This is a genomic window from Prochlorococcus marinus str. MIT 9107 (genome assembly GCF_000759855.1).
Taxonomy (GTDB): domain Bacteria; phylum Cyanobacteriota; class Cyanobacteriia; order PCC-6307; family Cyanobiaceae; genus Prochlorococcus_A; species Prochlorococcus_A marinus_N.
The window spans coordinates 103,753-122,638 of sequence record NZ_JNAI01000001.1; the positions used below are offsets into that span (position 1 = coordinate 103,753).

General features: G+C 31.5%; 15 protein-coding genes. 13 read left to right on the top strand and 2 right to left on the bottom strand.

The features are described 5' to 3' along the window. From speB to EU92_RS08125, 8 genes are all read left to right on the top strand, one after another. On the top strand, window positions 1-870 hold the full coding sequence (gene speB, locus EU92_RS08160) for an agmatinase (protein WP_032513200.1): 870 nt from the start codon (window positions 1-3) through the stop codon (window positions 868-870). Between the two features lie 62 nt (window positions 871-932). Continuing rightward, window positions 933-2,045, top strand: coding sequence for a glycine cleavage system aminomethyltransferase GcvT (gene gcvT / locus EU92_RS08155; protein ID WP_032513201.1), 1,113 nt, complete (start codon window positions 933-935; stop codon window positions 2,043-2,045). Between the two features lie 55 nt (window positions 2,046-2,100). Continuing rightward, window positions 2,101-3,897, top strand: a complete 1,797-nt coding sequence (aspS, locus tag EU92_RS08150; protein ID WP_032513202.1) for an aspartate--tRNA ligase — start codon at window positions 2,101-2,103, stop codon at window positions 3,895-3,897. A 75-nt stretch (window positions 3,898-3,972) separates the two neighbouring features. Further along, window positions 3,973-5,583 carry a CTP synthase gene (locus EU92_RS08145; RefSeq protein ID WP_032513203.1) on the top strand — a complete coding sequence of 537 codons (1,611 nt, stop codon included), beginning with the start codon at window positions 3,973-3,975 and terminating at the stop codon, window positions 5,581-5,583. A gap of 26 nt (window positions 5,584-5,609) precedes the next feature. Further along, window positions 5,610-6,281 (top strand): 7-carboxy-7-deazaguanine synthase QueE, encoded by a 672-nt coding sequence (locus EU92_RS08140; protein ID WP_032513241.1) that lies wholly within the window; start codon window positions 5,610-5,612, stop codon window positions 6,279-6,281. Between the two features lie 6 nt (window positions 6,282-6,287). Beyond that, complete coding sequence (gene queC / locus EU92_RS08135) at window positions 6,288-6,962, top strand: 7-cyano-7-deazaguanine synthase QueC (protein ID WP_032513204.1); 675 nt, start codon at window positions 6,288-6,290, stop codon at window positions 6,960-6,962. Then, complete coding sequence (locus EU92_RS08130) at window positions 6,959-8,275, top strand: anthranilate synthase component I family protein (RefSeq protein WP_032513205.1); 1,317 nt, start codon at window positions 6,959-6,961, stop codon at window positions 8,273-8,275. Before queC ends, EU92_RS08130 begins: the two co-directional genes overlap by 4 nt. Next, window positions 8,272-9,099: an aminotransferase class IV gene (locus EU92_RS08125; RefSeq protein ID WP_032513206.1), complete on the top strand. Its 828-nt coding sequence runs from the start codon at window positions 8,272-8,274 to the stop codon at window positions 9,097-9,099. The genes EU92_RS08130 and EU92_RS08125 overlap by 4 nt, the downstream gene beginning before the upstream one ends. Here the strand turns inward: EU92_RS08125 and cobA are convergent. Further along, window positions 9,072-9,875 (bottom strand): uroporphyrinogen-III C-methyltransferase, encoded by an 804-nt coding sequence (gene cobA / locus EU92_RS08120; protein ID WP_032513242.1) that lies wholly within the window; start codon window positions 9,873-9,875, stop codon window positions 9,072-9,074. The genes EU92_RS08125 and cobA overlap by 28 nt on opposite strands. Window positions 9,876-9,932: 57 nt before the next feature. Here cobA and EU92_RS08115 point away from each other — a divergent pair, with 57 nt between their 5' ends. The 4 genes from EU92_RS08115 (at window position 9,933) to EU92_RS08100 (ending at window position 15,149) form a co-directional block, all read left to right on the top strand. Continuing rightward, complete coding sequence (locus EU92_RS08115; protein WP_032513243.1) at window positions 9,933-11,201, top strand: MFS transporter; 1,269 nt, start codon at window positions 9,933-9,935, stop codon at window positions 11,199-11,201. After that, on the top strand, window positions 11,201-13,288 hold the full coding sequence (ppk1, locus tag EU92_RS08110; protein WP_032513207.1) for a polyphosphate kinase 1: 2,088 nt from the start codon (window positions 11,201-11,203) through the stop codon (window positions 13,286-13,288). Before EU92_RS08115 ends, ppk1 begins: the two co-directional genes overlap by 1 nt. Window positions 13,289-13,485: 197 nt before the next feature. Next, complete coding sequence (locus EU92_RS08105; RefSeq protein ID WP_032513208.1) at window positions 13,486-14,502, top strand: RpoD/SigA family RNA polymerase sigma factor; 1,017 nt, start codon at window positions 13,486-13,488, stop codon at window positions 14,500-14,502. A gap of 5 nt (window positions 14,503-14,507) precedes the next feature. Beyond that, window positions 14,508-15,149: a diacylglycerol/polyprenol kinase family protein gene (locus tag EU92_RS08100; protein WP_032513209.1), complete on the top strand. Its 642-nt coding sequence runs from the start codon at window positions 14,508-14,510 to the stop codon at window positions 15,147-15,149. Here EU92_RS08100 and EU92_RS08095 read toward each other — a convergent pair. Continuing rightward, window positions 15,146-16,210: a 3-deoxy-7-phosphoheptulonate synthase gene (locus EU92_RS08095; protein WP_032513210.1), complete on the bottom strand. Its 1,065-nt coding sequence runs from the start codon at window positions 16,208-16,210 to the stop codon at window positions 15,146-15,148. The two genes, EU92_RS08100 and EU92_RS08095, sit on opposite strands and share 4 nt — an antisense overlap. Before the next feature lie 97 nt (window positions 16,211-16,307). Between EU92_RS08095 and acnB the strand changes: the two genes are divergently transcribed. Then, entirely contained in the window at window positions 16,308-18,881 is a 2,574-nt protein-coding gene (gene acnB / locus EU92_RS08090) for a bifunctional aconitate hydratase 2/2-methylisocitrate dehydratase (protein ID WP_080726899.1), read from the top strand. Window positions 18,882-18,886 lie beyond the last annotated feature (5 nt).

An 18,886-nucleotide genomic window follows, 5' to 3' on the forward strand; every position in this document is an offset into this window, starting at 1 on the left:
ATGACAAAAAATTTATTTGATAACGAAAATGCAATTTATATGGGAGCAAAAAGAAGTCCTGAGAATTGCTCAATTGGTATATTTGGAGTTAATTATGACGGGACATGTTCGTTTAAACCAGGAGCAAGATTTGGTCCAGAAGCAATAAGACAAGTCAGTTCTTGTTTAGAAACATATTGTCCAAAACTAAAAAAAGACTTAGAGGATATTATGTATGTTGATTTTGGATCAATACTAATTGATAAAAATGACTCAAAGTCCGTTATTGAATCGGTTATATCAGCAACAAATTATTTAATTAGTAAACGCCTTAGTCCTATTATGCTTGGAGGCGAACACTCTATTACAAGAGGTGCTATTGAAGCATTAGTAAAAAAATATCCAGATTTGATATTGGTTCAACTTGATGCTCATGCAGATTTAAGAGAATCATATATAGGAAATAAACATAGTCATGCTTGTACTATGAAAAGATGCTTAGAAGTGCTACCTGAAAAGAAAATTTTGCAAGTAGGAATAAGAAGTGGGACTAAGGAAGAATTTGAAATTATGCATAACAACAACCAATTAGTTAACTTTTGTCCAGGCGAAAATGCACATGAGTTAAAACAAGCTCTTCTACCATACGCCAAGTCTCCAATCTATTTAACAATAGATTTAGATTGGTTTGATCCCAGTTTATTAGCAGGGACGGGCACTCCAGAACCAGGAGGATTTTTTTGGAATGATTTTGAGGAAATCCTGAAAACTTTAAAAGACTTTAGAATTGTGGCTTCAGATATTGTGGAATTATCTCCAGGAATTGATAAAAGCGGAGTAAGTAGCATAGTTGCAGCCAAAGTACTGAGAAGCTTAATTTTGTCATTATAAAATATGCAATAAAAAATTTCTAAACTACAGTGTAAAAATACTAAATACAAACTAAATATTTCATGGATTTGCTAAAAAGTCCTCTTTATTCAAAATATGTTGAATCCAATGCAAAATTAGTGGATTTTGCAGGTTGGGAAATGCCCATATCATTTTCAGGATTAATTAAAGAGCATGAATCAGTAAGATCTTCAGCAGGATTATTTGATATTTCTCACATGGGTGTGATATCTGTTAAGGGAATCAATCCAAAGGATTATATTCAAAAATTTTTTCCTACTAATTTATACTCCTTTTCTGAAGGTCAGGGGCTTTATACAGTAATGCTCAATGATAAAGGAGGAATAATAGATGACTTAATAATTTATGACCTTGGTATACAAGAAAATGACATATCAGAATTATTGTTAATAGTTAATGCAAGTAGATATGAGGAAGATTTTCAGTGGATAAAAAATAATGTAAATAAAGATGAAATTTCGATAACAAACTTTAAAAAAGACAAAGTACTTTTAGCACTACAGGGAAAAAACTCATTCGATTTATTTGAAGAATGGATTGAATCTTCGATCTCACATATCCCTAACTTTGGATGCGAATATAAAATTTTTGAAAATATTTCGCCTAAAGAAAAAATTTTCTTTTCAAAGACAGGATATACAGGAGAAAATGGTCTAGAAATACTTTTATCTAAAAAAGCAGCAATTAATTTATGGGATTTCTCAATTTCCAAAAATGTTGAACCTTGTGGTTTAGGAGCTAGAGATACTCTTAGACTTGAAGCAGGCATGCATCTTTATGGTCAAGACATAAATGAAGAAACTTCTCCATATGAAGCAGGTTTAGGCTGGCTAGTACATCTAGAAAATAATCACGAATTCTTTGGAAGAAGATTTCTTGAAGAGCAGTCAAGATTAGGTATTCAAAAAAAGTTAGTTGGTCTATCTATAGAAGGTAAAGCAATAGGAAGAAAAGGTTGCTCAGTTCTTAAAGGTGAAGAAAATATTGGGACTATCACAAGCGGCAGTTGGTCTCCAACTAAACAACAAGCTATAGCTTTTGCATACATCAATACTTCGCATGCCTTAATAAATAATGAAGTTCAAATATTAATAAGAGGCAAAAAATTCAAAGGGGTTATAACAAAAAGAGCGTTTTATAAAAAAAATTATTAACTAAATTTACCCTTAAAGAATTATTATAAGTTATTGATAAATAAATCATACTTAGATGAGAAACAAAATTTGCAAAGAACTCAATAATACAGATATTGGTAAATTAGTTAATTTATGCGGTTGGGTAGATAGAAGAAGAGATCATGGTGGTGTAATTTTTATTGATTTAAGAGATCATAGTGGATTCCTACAAATAACAATTAACCCCGATGATGGTGCAGATCTATTTAAACAGGCAGAAAATCTAAGAAATGAGACAGTAATAATGGTTAGCGGAATTATTAATGAAAGACCCAAAGATTCCATAAATACAAATTTAAGTACTGGAGAGTTAGAGCTCAAGGTTAAAGATTTGCAAATTCTCAACCAAATTAAAAAAAACTTACCTTTTCCAGTTTCTATACATGATTATGAAAATACAAAAGAGGAACTCAGGTTAAAATATAGATACCTTGATTTAAGAAGGGGAAAATTACTAGAAAATTTAAAAACAAGACATAAGATTATTAAAGTTGCTAGAGAATTTCTTGATAATTTTGGATTTACAGAAGTAGAGACCCCATTACTTACAAAATCAACTCCAGAAGGCGCTCGCGATTTTCTTGTTCCTGCACGTCTTTCAAATGGAGAATTTTTTGCTTTACCTCAATCCCCACAACTATTTAAACAACTTTTAATGGTTGGAGGCCTGGACAAGTATTATCAAATCGCAAAATGTTTCCGTGATGAAGACTTAAGGGCAGATAGACAGCCTGAGTTTACTCAATTAGATATTGAGATGAGCTTTATTAGTGAAGAAGAAATAATTTCTTTTAATGAAAGTCTCATAAAAAAAATATGGAAAGAAGTGTTAAGTCTTAATTTTCATAATGCTTTTCCAAGAATGTCATGGCAGGCAGCAATGGATAATTACGGCACTGATAGACCAGATACTAGATATCAAATGTTATTAAAAGATTTAGGAGGAGTATTAGGTGATATTGGATTTAATATTTTCACCAAGGCAATTAAGTCTGGAGGTTATATAAAATCCATAACAGTCAAAGGAGGTAATTCAAGTATTAGCAACGTAAGAATTAAACCAGGAGGTGACATCTTCCAAGTAGCTCAAGATGCAGGAGCTGGTGGTTTGGCCTTTATAAGGGTCAAAGGAGATGAGCTTGAGACTATTGGGGCAATTAAAAATAATTTAAGTGAAGAGGATATAGCTGATATTTTAAAAATCACAGAAGCAAAAGATGGAGACTTAATCCTCTTAGGAGCTGGAGATAAACAAATTGTCAATCAGTCATTAGATAGGGTTAGACAATATATCGCAAAAGACTTAAATCTCATTGATAAAAGTAAATGGAATTTCTTATGGGTAACTGACTTCCCGATGTTTGAGAGAAATGAAGAGGAAAATAGGTATGAAGCTTTACATCATCCTTTTTGTTCTCCAAAAAATATAAAATCTAAAGATTCTGAAAACTTGCAAAAAGAAATTGAGAGCTCTACAGCAAATGCATATGACTTAGTTCTTAATGGATTGGAGTTGGGAGGTGGCTCTTTACGTATTCATGAAGCGAACTTACAAAGAGAGGTTCTGAAAACGGTAGGACTTACTGATAAAGAGATTGATGAAAAATTTGGATTTTTAATAGAAGCCTTAGAAATGGGTGCTCCTCCTCATGGTGGAATAGCGTTTGGATTGGATCGTATTACCATGCTAATCATTGGAGCAGATTCAATCAGAGAAACCATTGCTTTTCCAAAAAATCAACAAGCAAACTGTCTTCTCACAAATGCACCTTCAAATGTCTCTGAATCACAATTAAAAGAATTAGATATTGAAATAACAATTGATGAATAAGAATATATATGGATGTTCTCAAAGTTTTTTTTTTAAATAAAATATAAGGAGGTTGTGCTTAATTAAAAATATTTAATGTCAAAATTTGTATTTGTCACCGGAGGAGTAGTTTCTAGCATTGGTAAAGGAATTGTAGCTGCAAGCTTAGGAAGATTATTAAAGTCTAGAGGATATAGTGTTTCAATATTAAAACTAGATCCATATCTAAATGTTGATCCAGGCACAATGAGCCCTTTCCAACATGGAGAAGTATTTGTAACCGAAGATGGGGCTGAAACTGATCTAGATTTAGGTCACTATGAAAGATTTACTGATACTGCAATGACTAGGTTAAATAGTGTGACTACGGGATCTATCTATCAAGCAGTTATCAATAAAGAAAGAAAAGGTAGTTATGACGGTGGAACTGTGCAAGTAATACCTCACATAACGGGAGAAATAAGAGAAAGAATTCATAGAGTAGCCGCCAACAGTAATGCAGATATTATTATTACTGAAATTGGTGGAACAGTTGGTGATATTGAATCTCTTCCTTTTTTAGAGGCAATAAGAGAATTCAAAAATGATGTCAATAGGAACGATGTTGCATACATACACGTAACATTACTTCCTTACATCAAAACCTCTGGCGAAATAAAAACTAAACCAACACAACATTCAGTGAAAGAATTAAGATCAATTGGAATTCAGCCAGATTTACTTGTATGCCGAAGTGATAAATCTATCAATGAAGCTCTTAAAAAGAAGCTTAGTGGTTTTTGCGGTGTCAGTATCAACTCTGTAATTGAAGCTTTAGACGCAGACAGTATTTATTCTGTACCTCTTTCTTTAAAAAAAGAAGGTTTATGCAAAGAAACTCTGAAGTATTTAGACCTTGAAGATAAAAAATGTGATTTGAAAAATTGGGAGCAACTAATACACAACCTAAGAAATCCTGGAGCTCCAATCAAAGTTGCTCTAGTAGGTAAATACATTGAACTTGGAGATGCATATTTATCCGTTGTTGAAGCTTTAAGACATGCATGCATTGAACAAAAGGCTTTATTAGATTTACATTGGGTGAGTGCTGAAATGATAGAAAAAAATTCAGCAGAAACTTACTTAAATGAAGTTGATGCAATTGTCGTACCCGGGGGATTTGGCAATAGAGGAGTCAATGGAAAAATTTCGGCTATAAAATTCGCAAGAGAAAATAAAATTCCCTTTTTAGGTTTGTGCCTTGGTATGCAATGTGCAGTTATAGAATGGGCCAGGAATGTAGCTAATCTTCAAGATGCATCTAGTTCAGAACTAAACCCAAACACTTCCAATCCAGTGATACATTTATTACCAGAACAGGAAGATGTAGTTGATTTAGGTGGAACAATGAGACTTGGAGTTTATCCATGTAGATTGACAAAAAATACAACTGGGAAAAACTTATATGATGAGGATGTTATTTATGAGAGACATCGACATAGATACGAATTTAATAATTACTACAAACAAAGTTTTTTAGATTCTGGATACAAAATTAGTGGTACATCGCCAGATGGCAGATTAGTTGAGTTAATTGAGTTAGAAAATCATCCTTACTTCTTAGCATGTCAATATCATCCTGAGTTTTTATCACGACCTGGCAAACCTCATCCTTTATTTAAAGGTTTAATAAAAGCCTCTCAAGATAAGTTAACTCAATCAAATTAATATTCTTTATTTTTTTGAATGAAAAAATGACAAATTTTTTACCCTTAGTCGAACAATTTCATTCATTACAAGGTGAAGGTTATCACGCTGGAAAAAGTGCTTTTTTTGTAAGATTAGCGGGATGTAAAGTTGGATGTTCGTGGTGCGACACCAAGAATTCATGGGACGAGAAAAAACACCCTTTTATATCAATTGAAAAAATAATAGATCGCATAAAAATTGCCAGAGAAAAAGGAGCATCTTTTTGCGTTATTACAGGTGGAGAACCTTTACAACATAACTTGGATAATTTTTGCAAAGCCATAAAAAAAATGACGATGGGAGAAGAACAAAAGCCAATGAAGATTCATATTGAGACAAGTGGAGTTAATTCGATATCAGGAAGCTATGACTGGATTACTTTATCTCCAAAAAGACACTCACCTCCAAAAAATTATTTTTTAAAAAACTGTAATGAAATCAAAATAATCATAAATAAAATAGAAGATATTGAATTTGCTATTCAAATCAAAAAAGAAACTTTAAAACAATATCAACTCTCTAAAAACGAAAATAGCTTAAAAAAAGAAGATAAAATTTTTTATTTACAGCCAGGATGGAACAATGCTATTGGTTGTTCTCTTGCTATTGATTTCGTGAAAAATAACCCCGATTGGAAATTGAGCCTTCAAACTCACAAATACTTAAAAATTAATTGAAATCATATGACTCTTAAAAATAAATCGATAGTAGTTTTATTATCTGGAGGTTTAGATTCTTCTACAGTTACTGGTATCGCAAAAAAATCCGAAGCTAAAATTTTTGGCCTTTCATTTGACTACGGTCAACGTCATAAAAAAGAATTAAATTCTGCATCAATAATTGCAAAACACTTTGATATCGAAGAATTTAAAATCATTAAGCTTGACTTATCTTTATGGGGAGGCTCGTCATTAACTGATACTCAAAAAAATATTCCGATAGAAGGAGTACAAACTAATAAAATTCCTAATACTTATGTTCCTGGGAGAAATACTATATTTATTTCCGTTGCACTAAGTTATGCCGAAGCAATAGATGCTGATTTTATAGGATTAGGAGTTAATGCACTAGATTATTCTGGTTATCCAGATTGCAGACCTGACTACATTAAAAAATTTCAAGAATTAGCAGATTTAGCCAATAAAAGAGGAAGAGAAAATAATCCAATAAAACTTTGGACACCACTATTAGATTTAAATAAAGAGGAAATTATTAAATTAGCTTTTAATAATCATGTCCCTTTAGATAAAACATGGAGTTGTTATTCGGGCAATTCAAAACCATGCGGTAAGTGTGATAGCTGCAGAATTAGAAATGCCGCTTATGAAAAATGGCTTAATAACAATAATAAAAAATGAAAATAAAAAAAATAATTCTAGAAAAATGGATAGATCCAGCAATGATTACGCATCATCTAACAAAAAATTTCGGAGATGAAGGATTAGCTTGGCTAGACAGTGATGGTAAAGAAAATGGGGAATGGTCAATAATAGGAATTAAACCTAAAAAAATAATCCAATCAAGAGATATCAATAACTTAGACAAAACTAATAATCCATTTAACAATTTAAGAAATATTGAAAAAGGATTTTGGATCGGATGGTTAAGTTATGAAGCTGGAGTTTACATAGAACCCAAAAACCCATGGCGAAAATCTAATATGGCAACTTTATGGATTGCATCATATGATCCAATCATTAAATGTAATCTAATAAAAAAAGAAATAATTATCGAAGGCACAAACTCATCTGAACTGATGAATTATAAAAATATAATCAACAATATAAAAACTATTGAAGAAGAAAATATTATTAAAACAAATTTGAATTTTGATTTTTCAAAAATAAATTTGGACGAAATGGCTGAAAAATTTCAGAAAAATATTCTAAAATTGAAAAAATTAATTTCCCTAGGGGATATATTTCAAGCAAACCTAACAACTAAATGCGAGATTGAATCTTCCAAAAACTATAATCCTCTTGATATTTATTTAAAAATAAGAAGCAAATTAAGAGCTCCCTTTGGAGGAATAATAATAAATAATGATAATTATAAAGAGGCGGTATTATCTACCTCGCCAGAAAGATTTATAAAAATAGATAATAAAAATTTTGTAGAATCAAGACCTATCAAAGGAACTAGATCCAGAGATAAGGATTTAAATCAAGACGCACTTAACGCTATCGATTTAATAACGAACGAAAAAGATAGAGCGGAAAATATTATGATTGTTGACCTAATAAGAAATGATTTAAGTAAAGTTTGCGAAACAGGAAGTATTATTGTGCCAGAAATATTAAAACTTGAAAGTTTCTTAAAAGTTCATCATCTAACTTCAGTAATCAGAGGCAAATTAAAAAAAGAAAAGAACTGGATTGATTTACTAAAAGCTTGTTGGCCTGGGGGCTCTATAACAGGAGCACCTAAATTAAGATCATGCCAGAGACTTTTTGAATTAGAAGAATTTGAACGCGGACCATACTGCGGCTCGTTTTTGAAGCTTGACTGGAATGGAGAGTTTGACAGCAATATACTAATAAGATCATTTTTAATTAAAGGCAAAAAAATCAATATATATGCTGGTTGCGGAATAGTTATTGACTCAAACCCTGAAGAGGAAACTAATGAACTAAAGTGGAAACTTTTACCATTAATTGATTCACTAAAATGATTGAAACATTAGGCTGGCACAAGGATCAATGGTTGGATATTGATAGAATATTTATTGCTGCTAATAATAGAGGATTAAAATTTGCTGATGGTATATTTGAAACCATTTTGATAAAAGAAAACAAACCTATTCTTTTTGATGAACATCTAAAAAGGTTAGAAAAAAGCAGCAAGATTTTAAATATTAATCTCAAAATAAATAAATTAACTTTGAGACAACTTATTCACGATGGAATTAGAAAGTTATCGCTTAAGAATGATCAATTTGCTTCAGTAAGAATAAACTATAGTCGAGGAACTAATGAAGGTCGAAAACTAAAAATTGATAGCACTTCAGAGAGAAAAGATTTGGATAATTTATGGCTTGAGTTCTATAGAATTAAACCAAATTTCAATCCGATAAACGTTTGGATTAGTCAAACGGAAAAAATAAATGAATTCAGTGTTATAAGTAAATGCAAAACATTTTCATATAATCAGGCAATACAAGTTTTGACAGAAGCTAATGAAAAATCATTTGATGATTCTATCCTTTTGAACACGTCAGGTGAACTTTGTTGTGGAAGTACATTTAATCTTCTAATTAAAAGAAATAATCAATGGATAACTCCTAGAAAAGAAAGCGGCTGTTTAGAGGGGATTATGGTTTCTAAAGCTTTAAAATTGAAAATTGTAAAAGAAGAATTAATTCCTCCAGAATTTCAAAATGATGACATAATAGTTGCAATTAATAGCTTATCTTGCAGACAAATTAATCAAGTTAATGATTTAAAGCTTAAACCTAAATTCGATCCAATTTACTTTTGGGATTTATTATATTGTTGAACTTTATTAATATCTGGTAAATAGACATCAGATACTTTAGTTATATTGTTATTAACCTTAAATTCAACAATTTTTCCAATAATGATAATTGATGGAGCTAAAAATTCTTTATCTTTGATTTTATCTGGGAGATTATCTAATTTCTCTATCAAACATTTTTGATTTTTTAAAGTAGCTTCTTGAATAACAGCGCATTGAGTATTCTTATCTAAACCACCTAGTATTAATTCTTCCACAATAAATTTAATATTTTTTATACCCATAAAAATTACTAAGCTATCTGATGATTTAGCTAAATCTCTCCAATTAACTGTCTTTTTTTCCTTATCTACACGCTCATGTCCAGTGACGAAAGTTACAGAACTTGCAGCATCTCTATGAGTAAGTGGAATACCAAAATATGAAGGCGCAGCTATACCAGAAGTAATCCCAGGTACTATTTCAACTGAAACTCCATTTTTTTCTAAGAACGAAACTTCTTCACCACCCCTAGAAAAAACGAATGGATCTCCCCCTTTAAGCCTTACAACATTTTTGCCTTCTTTTGCTAATTTTAAAATAAGAGCATTAATTTCATCCTGAGGTACAGAACACTTCCCAGCTCTTTTGCCTACATGAAAAACTTCTGTATTTTTTCCTGCTTCTTTTGTTATTTCATCTGGGATTAAAGCATCATGTACTAAAGAATCACAATTTTTTATTAAACGTAAAGCTTTAAGAGTTAAAAGCTCAGGGTCGCCAGGACCTGCTCCAACTAAATAAACAATACCAGGCACATTAATCTCCATTAACAAGTATGGTAGTAGAAGTTAATCGTAATGAAGGTAAATATTGTGAAAGAAAGTTTATTGAAACCAAACAAAAAATTTACTCTACTAAGTGCTTTCGTGACTCTTTTAAATGATCGATTAAGCGAAAGTATTCTTTTGCCCATTTTACCGTCATTTGTCTTACTATTTGACTCTAAAGCAAGTACCTATGGCTTACTATCGTGCACTTACCAATTAGCTCAATTTACAGCTTCTCCTTTTATTGGAGTTATGAGTGATAGATACGGAAGGAGACCTGTAACTCTTTTTTGTATAACTGGCTCAGTAATAGGAATTTCCATATTATCCTTTACGGTTCTTTTTAATTGGTCTAATTATATAGCTTCTATCCCTTTATTTTTATTATTCCTAGCAAGGCTTATTGATGGTTTAAGTGGAGGTACTGCAGCCACAGCAACAACTATTCTTGCAGATATCTCAAGCCCTGAAAAAAGAGCAAAAACATTTGGGCTGATAGGTGTAGCTTTTGGTTTAAGTTTTTTCTTAGGAAATATTTTCGTTGTAATTTTTGCAAAAAATACAAATAATAATTTTATTATTCCAGTTTTGATAGCTTCAATTATTCCAATAATAAACTTTATCTTAGTATTCTTTTACTTACCAGAGACAAAACCTAAAAGTAACTCAAACAAATTAAAAACACTTCTTAAAAACCCCTTAAAACAGTTATTCACAGTATTTGAAGAAGAAAAGATTAGAAAATTATCATTAGCATTTTTTATCTATTTTATTGCTTTTACTGGATTGACAAATATACTAATATTTTTCCTTCAAGAATCTTTAGGTTGGACAACTAAGGCCTCAAGTGGAACTCTTGTGGTAGTTGGAATTATTGCGATTATTGTTCAAGGAGGACTTATTGGGCCTCTCGTAAAGCAATTCGGCGAAATGAAATTAACACTTTTAGGGTCAGGCTTTATTCTTGTAGCATGTTCACTTTTAATAACTGCTCCAAAAGAAAATGCGACAATTAATATTTATTCAGCTGTCTCATTTTTAGCCGTTGGAGCTGGTTTAATTACTCCCACTTTAAGAGCACTAATATCAAAAAAATTAGACGTTGATAAACAAGGATCAATTCTAAGTAACCTTCAGGGACTTCAGAGTCTTGGAGGAGTTTTAGGAATAGCAATGGCGGGAAGAGTTTATGATAGCTTTGGTCCTAAATCACCGTTTATTGCTGGTTCCATTATCTTAATTTTCATGATATATCTTATTGCAGAGGGTAAAACTAAAAATTCTATTTATGATCAAAAAACAGAAGTATTTTAATGAAAACCGAGTCTGATATTTTTATTAATCGAGAATTAAGTTGGATTGAATTCAATAAAAGAGTATTACTTACTGGGATGGAAAAAGATTATAAAATCCTAGATAGAGTAAAATTTTTTTCTATTTTTAGCAATAATCTTGATGAATTTTTTATGGTAAGAGTAGCTTCCTTAAAAGCTCAAGTAGAAGCTGGAATAACCAAAAAAAGTATTGATGGACTTACCCCTAAGAATCAATTAAAAAAAATCAACAAAGAAGTTAAATTTTTAACTTCTCTTCAAGAAAACTATTTTAATAACGAACTAAATAGTGAATTAAAAAAACAAGGAATAATATTAAAAAAATATAAGGATCTTAGTGAGAATCAAAAAAATTGGTGTAATAATTTCTTTACATCATCTGTATTTCCTTTATTAACCCCTTTAGTTGTTGACCCAGCACATCCGTTCCCTTTTATAAGTAATTTAAGTCTAAATTTAGCCGCTTTAATAAAGGATGGAGAGGATTCTAGAAGTCAATTCGTCAGAATTAAAATACCAACAAAAAATATAAATCGCTTTATAGAAATTCCTTATGAAATGATTGAAGAAAGTAATGAAAGCTCTCACTTTTTCATAAGTGTTGAAGATTTGATTGGAAATAATATAAATACTTTATTTAACGGAATGGAATGTATTAATTACTCTTTTTTTAGAGTAACAAGAGATGCAGATTTAGAATTAAAAGAACTTGAAGCTGATGATCTTCTTCTGGCAGTTGAACAAAGCTTGCAGAAGAGAAGATTAGGTGGAGATGTAGTTAGATTAGAAGTTGAATCAGATATACCAAAAAACATTCTAAAATTACTTATTGAAAGTATCTCTATACAAGAAGAGTATATATACTTTTCTAAAAGTTTATTAGGCCTTGACGATTTAAATCAGCTAACAAAAATTAATAGAGATGATTTAAAAGACAATCTGCTAATAGGGAAAACCCACCCACAATTAGAAATTTTGAATTCCTCTTTAAACAAAGACTTTAATTCTATTTTCAAAATACTTAGGAAAAAAAATATTCTTCTTCATCATCCATATGACTTATTTAAAACTTCAGTTGAAGAATTCATTAATAGAGCAGCTGATGATCCTCTGGTTATGGGTATCAAAATAACTTTATATCGAGTTTCAAAGGATTCACCTATTATCACAGCTTTAATGAAAGCCGCAGAAAATGGGAAAGAAGTAATGACACTTGTTGAACTCAAAGCGAGATTTGATGAAGATAATAATATTCAATGGGCAAAACAACTTGAACAAGCTGGAATCCATGTTGTATATGGAATTATAGGATTTAAAACTCATACTAAAATAGCTTTAATAGTTCGAAAAGAAAAAGGATGTTTAAGAAATTATTTTCATATTGGGACGGGAAATTATAACTCTAATACTTCAAGGTTTTATACAGATTTAGGATTACTTTCAACAGACCCCGATATCGCATCAGATTTACTTGAGTTATTTAATTACTTATCAGGTTTTTCTAAACAAAAATCCTATCAAAAATTATTAGTATCTCCATCATCACTTAGAGATAAATTTATTTTTCTAATTAAAAGAGAAATTAAACATGCGGAGGAAGGCAAAAAAGCTGAAATTATTGCAAAAATGAATTCTCTTGTAGATCCAGAAATAATTCACCTACTTTATTTGGCTTCTCAGGCAGGAGTAAAAATTAGTCTTATCATTAGAGGTATTTGTTGCTTGTATCCAGAAAGAAAAAATTTAAGCGAAAATATTAAAGTCATAAGCATTATTGGACCTTTTCTTGAACACTCAAGAATTTTTTGGTTTTGTAATGAAAATGATCATGAAGTTTTTATTGGCAGTGCAGATTGGATGAGAAGAAACCTTGATAGAAGAATAGAAGCTGTTACTCCAATAGAAGATTTAGCATTAAAATCTCAACTATACTCACTTCTTCAGACATACATTAAGGATGATTATTTTTCATGGACAATGAAACAAGATGGATCTTACGAAAAAGCATTTAACTCTGCTTTTAATAGATCGCAAATTGACCTTATAGATAAATGGCAAGAGTATTGATTTTTATAACATTTTAAAAAAAAAACTTAATCTTTTAAAAAATTTTATATTTAGTAAAAGCCAATCATATTAATAGGTTTAGAGGAATCAGAATAAAAAAAGATTTTTTTGTCTTTAAAGTTTCAACGTAAAAGTAGTTTTTATTTCAATTTCAGTGCTAGTTTTTTAAAAAATCCATTTATTAGGAGGCCAGGGTGATGGGGATCCCTCTGGAATCTGTAAAGAGCTCTTCAAATAATACTGATGAGCCTAGATTACCAAACACTGCGGGCAAGTCTCGTAAAACAAAATCCAGTCTAACTTCAAAACAAAGTCAAAAAAAATCTGGGAGAGTAGCTTCAGATTCTATTGGTAGTTATTTGAGTAGCATTGGTAGAGTACCTCTTTTGACTCCAGCAGAGGAAATTGAGTTAGCTCATCATGTACAAAACATGAAAAAACTACTGCAAACTCCTGAAAGTGATAGGACGCGACGGAATCTTTATCAAATCAGAATAGGTAAAAAAGCTAGAGATAGGATGATGTCAGCCAATCTGAGACTAGTAGTATCTGTTGCAAAAAAATACCAAAATCAAGGGCTTGAATTATTGGACCTTGTCCAAGAAGGAGCAATTGGGCTAGAAAGAGCTGTAGATAAATTTGATCCAGCTATGGGATATAAATTCTCAACTTATGCTTACTGGTGGATAAGACAAGGAATGACAAGAGCTATTGATAACAGTGCAAGAACAATACGTTTGCCTATACACATAAGTGAAAAATTATCAAAAATGAGGAAAGTATCTCGAGAATTATCTCACAAATTCGGGAGACAACCTACGAGATCAGAAATGGCAACAGAAATGGGAATTGATCAAAAAGATTTAGAAGATTTAATTTCTCAAAGTGCCCCTTGTGCTTCTCTAGATGCCCATGCAAGAGGTGAAGAAGACCGAAGCACTCTTGGCGAGCTTATACCTGATCCAAACTTTGAAGAGCCTATGGAAGGCATGGATCGAACGATTCAAAAAGAGCATTTAGGGACTTGGCTGGCTCAATTAAATGAAAGAGAACAAAAAATAATGAGATTAAGATTTGGGCTAGATGGTGAAGAACCTTTAACACTTGCAGAAATAGGAAGACAAATTAATGTTTCACGAGAAAGAGTAAGGCAACTAGAAGCTAAAGCAATATTAAAACTTAGAGTAATGACCAATCATCAAAAAGCAGCTTAATCAAATTGATAAAATTTACGATAATTTTATTATATTTATTTTTTATTTTTTTAATATCAATTGTTTTTAAAAGATTTAATGAAGACAGCAGAGAAATTGTCAGAAAAATAATCCATATTGGAATAGGACCATTAATACCAATTGCACTATTTCTAAAAATTGATCAAAATTCAGCTCTTATTTTCACAGGAATTATTTCATTAACGGTTCTGATAAATTACGTATATAAAATACTTCCAATAATTGAAGATATTGAGAGAAAAAGTTATGGAACATTATTTTATTGTCTTAGTTTATTTATTTTAATTTCTCTTTTCTGGAACAAAGATCCCTTTTCATTAATTACTGGATTTTTTATAATGACTTTTGGGGATGGATTGGCTGCTTTAATAGGCAAAAGCTTTAACTCGAGAAGTTGGATTTTTTTTAAACAAAAAAAATCTTTATTTGGTACTTTGACGATGTTTTTAACAAGCCTACTAGTAGTTTTCTCATTGGGATACGCCCAACAAAGTAGTTTTAATATAAGTTATTTTGCAATAGCTCTTTTGGCCACTGTTCTTGAACAATTTAGTGTTCTAGGAATAGATAACTTCATTGTTCCAATCACATCAGCATTATGTTTTAATTTTTTTATATCTAATTAAATTGAACTATACAAAATAGCGAGTAATTCTTTTGTTGTTTCTATATCTATGCATGCATCTGTAATACTTCTGCCAAACTCAAGATCCTCTTTTTTTAAAAGTTTTTGATTACCTTCTTTCAAATGACTTTCAAGCATAACTCCTAAAATATTTTTTTCACCTTTACTTATTTGAGAAGCTATATTTTTTAGCACTTCCGACTGCTTCCGGAAATCTTTATTGGAATTTCCATGACTGCAATCAACCATAACTTTATAAGGTAGGTTACATTGCTTTAATTCAGCTGAAATTCTTTGAATATATTGACTTTGAAAATTTGGACCTTTTGAGCCGCCTCTTAAAACTACGTGTCCATCAGGATTTCCTGTAGTATTAACGATAGAAGCCATTCCATTGGAATTTACACCTAAAAAATGATGCGATTTTGAAGCTGACTGCATTGCATTTATTGCAGTAGTAAAAGAACCATCCGTTCCATTTTTAAAACCTATAGGCATTGATAATCCTGATGCCATTTCCCTGTGAGTCTGACTTTCAGTAGTCCTTGCACCAATGGCTGTCCAACTTATCAAATCGGCAATATATTGAGGAACAATTGGATCTAGTAATTCTGTAGCAGAAGGTATTCCACGAGTTGCTAGATATGAAAGCAAACTTCTTGCCCTTCTTAAACCAGTATTAATATCATAAGAATCATCTAGATGAGGATCATTTATAAGCCCCTTCCAGCCAATAGTTGTTCTTGGTTTCTCAAAATATACTCTCATTATTATTTCTAATTTATCTTTATAAATTTCTCGAAAGTTTTGAATATATTGTGAATATTCCTTTGCCGCCTCTAGATCATGAATTGAACATGGACCAACAATAACTAAAAGCTTCTGATCATTATGATGCAAAATATTTTGTATCGATCTTCTTGTTTTAGATACTGTAGTGGCAGAGGTGTGATCTAAAGGTATATCATTGTGTAATCTGCTTGGAGGTATTAATGGACGTGTTTCAACAACATGTAAATCTGATGTCTTTTCTAAAGCTGAATTATTTGATGATGTCGTCATTGATTAATTAAGAAGTTTGAATATTTAAAAAAGCATTTATGAATACTCTCCTTTTCAATATTAAAAATAACAATAGATTAGGCATTAAACCTTACTAATGAAGAATTTGGAAACATTGCTAAAAGATTATGCAGATCACGTAGCTGAAAGAGCTGCAAAAGGAATACCTCCTTTACCTTTAAATGCTGAGCAAACAAATTGTGTTACTTCATTATTAGAAAAGGATAGTAAATACGATTCTTCATACTTACTTAATTTATTAATAAATAGAGTACCACCTGGAGTTGATCAGGCTGCTTATATAAAAGCAAGCTGGCTTACAGCTATTGTTAATTGCGAAAAATATTGCAAAGCAATAAACCCTGAGAAAGCAATTGAAATACTTGGGACAATGATAGGGGGATATAATGTAAATTCTCTTGTTCAAATACTTAAAAACGAAAATAGTTTACTAGCTAAAAAAGCAGCAGAAGTTTTAAAAAATATTATTCTTGTTTACGACTCAGCTAATGAAATTTATGAATTATCTCAAGTAAATATTTATGCAAAAGAGGTTGTAAATAGTTGGGCAAATGCAGAGTGGTTCAAAAATAAAAAAGTTCTAGAGAAAGAAATTACTTGTTTAGTTTTTAAAGTTGAAGGAGAGACAAATACAGATGACTTATCTCCTGCTGTGCATGCGACAACACGCCCCGATATACCGATGCACGCATTGGCGATGCTGGAATTTAAAAAACCAGATGGACTAAAGATTATTGATAATTTAAAGAAACAAGATTTACCAATAGCTTATGTTGGAGATGTCGTTGGAACAGGGAGTTCTAGAAAATCTGCTATTAATTCACTGATTTGGCATATAGGAGAAGATATCCCTTTTGTTCCAAACAAAAAAACAGGTGGAATAGTAATTGGCAACAAAATAGCTCCTATTTTCTTTAATACCGCACAAGATTCAGGAGCTTTACCTATAGAAGCTGACGTATCTCATATGCAAACAGGAGATATTATTAAAATTTATCCTTATGAAGGCATTATTAAAAAAATTGAAAAAGATTCAAATACTGAAAAAGTAATAAGCCAATTCGACCTATCTCCATCAACTCTTACTGATGAAATACAAGCTGGCGGCAGAATTAATCTCATGATTGGAAGGTCTCTTACAGATAAAATTAGAAACAAATTAGATTATAAACCGAGTAAAATATTTATCCGACCACAAAATCCAAAAGAAAGTAATTATGGCTTTACTCAAGCTCAAAAAATAGTTGGAAAAGCATGCGGTTTAGATGGAGTTAGGCCAGGAATGACCTGTGAACCAATTATGACCACAGTTGGCAGTCAAGATACTACTGGGCCAATGACTAGAGATGAACTGAAAGAATTAGCTTGTTTAGGATTCACTGCAGATCTAGTTATGCAAAGTTTTTGTCATACTGCTGCATATCCCAAACCAGTAGATCTAGTTACGCATAAAGAATTACCTGATTTCATATCTCAACGAGGTGGAGTGGCTCTTAAACCTGGTGACGGCATAATTCATAGCTGGCTGAACAGAATGCTCCTCCCTGACACCGTTGGGACTGGTGGAGATAGTCATACAAGATTCCCTCTTGGAATCTCATTTCCTGGAGGCTCAGGCATCGTTGCCTTTGCCGCTGCAATAGGATCAATGCCATTAAATATGCCAGAATCTGTGCTCGTAAAATTTAACGGAGAATTATTGCCAGGCATTACATTAAGAGATTTAGTAAATGCGATTCCTCTCTTCGCAATTAAAAAAGGCCTTTTAACTGTTGAGAAAGCAAATAAGAAAAATATATTTAACGGAAAAATTATGGAAATTGAAGGATTACCTAACTTAAAACTTGAACAGGCTTTTGAACTAACTGATGCTACTGCCGAACGCTCATGCGCTGGAAGCACAATACTTTTATCCCAAGAAACTGTTCAAGAATATTTAAAGAGTAATATTTGCCTTCTAGAAAAAATGATTGAGAGCAATTATGAGGACTCAAAATCAATTTTAAGAAGAATAAGCGATATGAAAAATTGGTTAAAAAAACCCTCATTAATTCATCCAGATACAAACGCTCAGTATAAAGAAATCATTGAAATTAATTTAGAAAAAGTAACACAACCTATAGTTGCTTGCCCTAACGATCCAGATAATGTAAAGGAAATCATTGATGTTGCTAATACAAATATTGACGAGGTTTTTATAGGTTCTTGTATGACAAATATTGGTCATTACAGAGCAGCTGCAAAAGTTCTTGAAGATGTACAAAATTTAAAAGCTAAATTATGGATTTGTCCACCAACAAAAATGGATGAAGAAACTCTAAAAAGAGAAGGTTATTATAAAATTTTTGAAAATTGTGGAGCAAGATTAGAGTTGCCTGGATGTTCTTTATGTATGGGAAATCAAGCCAGAGTAGATGAAGGGTCTGTAGTATTTTCTACTAGTACAAGAAATTTTGATAATAGACTTGGAAAAAATGCACAAGTATTTTTAGGGAGTGCTGAATTAGCAGCAGTTTGCGCACTTCTTGGAAAAATCCCTGAAGTAGAAGAATATCAGGATATTACTAAAAATAAAATTAATCCATATTCAGATGAACTTTATCGTTATCTTCAATTTGATGAAATACACGATTTCAGTTTGTCAAAATGATCATG